This is a genomic window from Chamaesiphon sp. VAR_48_metabat_403 (assembly GCF_031422475.1).
Taxonomy (GTDB): Bacteria; Cyanobacteriota; Cyanobacteriia; order Cyanobacteriales; family Chamaesiphonaceae; genus Chamaesiphon.
This window is the reverse complement of sequence record NZ_JANPLS010000054.1, coordinates 1-2,122: the sequence shown is the minus strand read 5'-3', so window position 1 is coordinate 2,122 and position 2,122 is coordinate 1. Positions and strand designations below refer to the sequence as shown.

Sequence of the window (2,122 nt, the reverse complement as noted above, 5' to 3'; positions counted from 1 at the left end):
CGTCGAGAAGAAGGCTCTCAAGCAGTGGTACTTTTAAATTACCGACTATGCCGAGCAATTATTGACCGATCTGGAGCAGTTATCAGGATGGCCGGAAAAAGTCCGCACGATGCAGGCAAATTGGATCGGTAAATCGATCGGGGCGAATCTAGAATTCCCCATTGTCGGTACAGATGAGAAAATTGCTGTATTTACAACTCGTCCCGACACGGTTTATGGCGTGAGTTACGTCGTATTAGCTCCAGAACACCCATTAACGGCACAGGTGACTACTTCCAACCAAAAGGCGGCTGTAGATGCCTTCGTTGCGGAAATTAAGAGTCAAAGCGAGATCGATCGCACGGCGGAAGATAAACCCAAGCGGGGCGTATTTACAGGCGCGATGGCGATTAATCCGTTTACGGGGACAGAAGTACCGATCTGGATTGCCGATTATGTCTTGTACGAATACGGGACTGGTGCGGTGATGGGCGTTCCCGCGCACGACGTTCGCGATTTCAAATTTGCGAAGCAATATCAGTTACCAATTACGCAAGTAATTACCGCATCGAGTCAGAATCCTGGCGAACCGCTGGCGGCTGCGTATACAGAAGCGGGAACGATCATAAATTCCCTTCAATTCGACGGGTTAGATTCCGTTACCGCGAAGAAATCGATAATTGACTACGCCGAGCAGCAGGGTTATGGCAATGGCAAAATTCAATATCGCCTGCGAGATTGGCTGATTTCGCGCCAACGTTATTGGGGCGTACCAATTCCGATCGTCCATTGCCCGAATTGTGGTGCGGTACCAGTTCCAGAGGCAGATTTACCAGTTAAATTGCCTGAAGATGTCGAATTTACAGGCAAAGGTGGTAATCCGTTGGCGCAATTAGAGTCGTGGGTAAATGTATCATGCCCGACTTGTGGCACGCCAGCCAAGCGGGAAACCGATACGATGGATACGTTTGTCGATTCTTCTTGGTATTTCTTGCGTTATCCAGATGCCAATAACGACCAGCAAATCTTCGACTCTAATATTACCAATGATTGGATGCCTGTAGACCAATATGTCGGCGGGATCGAACACGCAGTTTTGCACTTACTATATGCCCGCTTCTTTACGAAAATAATTCGAGATTTTGGGGCGGGAGATCGGGGTAAAACGAAACTGCTAAATTTTGACGAACCGTTCAAAAAATTGTTGACTCAGGGAATGGTGCAATCCACCACTTATAAAAACCCCCAGACGGGTAAATATATCGCACCAACTAGCATTACAGATCCCAGAAGTCCTCAAGATCCGGTAACTGGCGATGTACTAGAAGTCTCGTTCGAGAAGATGTCTAAATCTAAATATAATGGCATCGATCCAGAGCAGGTGATCTCTAAATACGGTGCAGATACAGCGCGGATGTTTATCTTATTTAAAGCACCGCCAGAAAAAGATTTAGAATGGGATGAAGCAGATGTCGAAGGACAATTTCGATTTCTGAATCGCTTGTGGCGACTGGCGATCTGTTGTCAACCGATCGTGGCTACTAGTGGAGAATTATCAAAATCCGAAAAAGATTTACGTCGATTCGTTCACCATGCCATTCAAGCAATTACTGAAGATTTAGATGGCGAATATCAGTTTAATACAGCCATCTCCGAATTGATGAAACTGAGTAATGCGATTACCGATGCCGATTGCAAAGAGTCGCATGTGTATGCCGATGCGATCGAAACCCTGATGATTTTAGCCGCACCATTCGCACCCCACATGGTAGAGGAACTGTGGCAATTAACCGGACATTCCGGTTCGGTTCACGAGCATCCCTGGTGTCAATTCGATCCTGCTGCGTTAGAAGCCGATGAAATTACCTTGGTAATTCAAATTATGGGCAAAACTCGCGGCACGATTCAAGTCCCAGCGACTAAAGATTCGGCAACTTTAGAAGCCTACGCGCGGGAGTCATCGATAACTAAAAAGTTTGCCGAAGGTAAGGAGATTAAAAAGGTAATCGTCGTACCAGGAAAGTTAGTCAACTTTATTATTGGTTAATGAGTTAACCTAAAATTCCGTAGTAGTAGGGTGGGCACTGCCCACCTTACATTTTTCTATTCCCTAAAGCCTAAAACCTAAAACCTAAAACCTATC

At 45.9% G+C, this 2,122-nt stretch carries 1 pseudogene; it reads left to right on the top strand.

The window, feature by feature from the left end:
* Nucleotides 1-2,026: pseudogene (gene leuS / locus RMO79_RS02695) on the top strand (leucine--tRNA ligase); the annotation flags it as partial.
* Between the last annotated feature and the right edge of the window lie 96 nt (nt 2,027-2,122).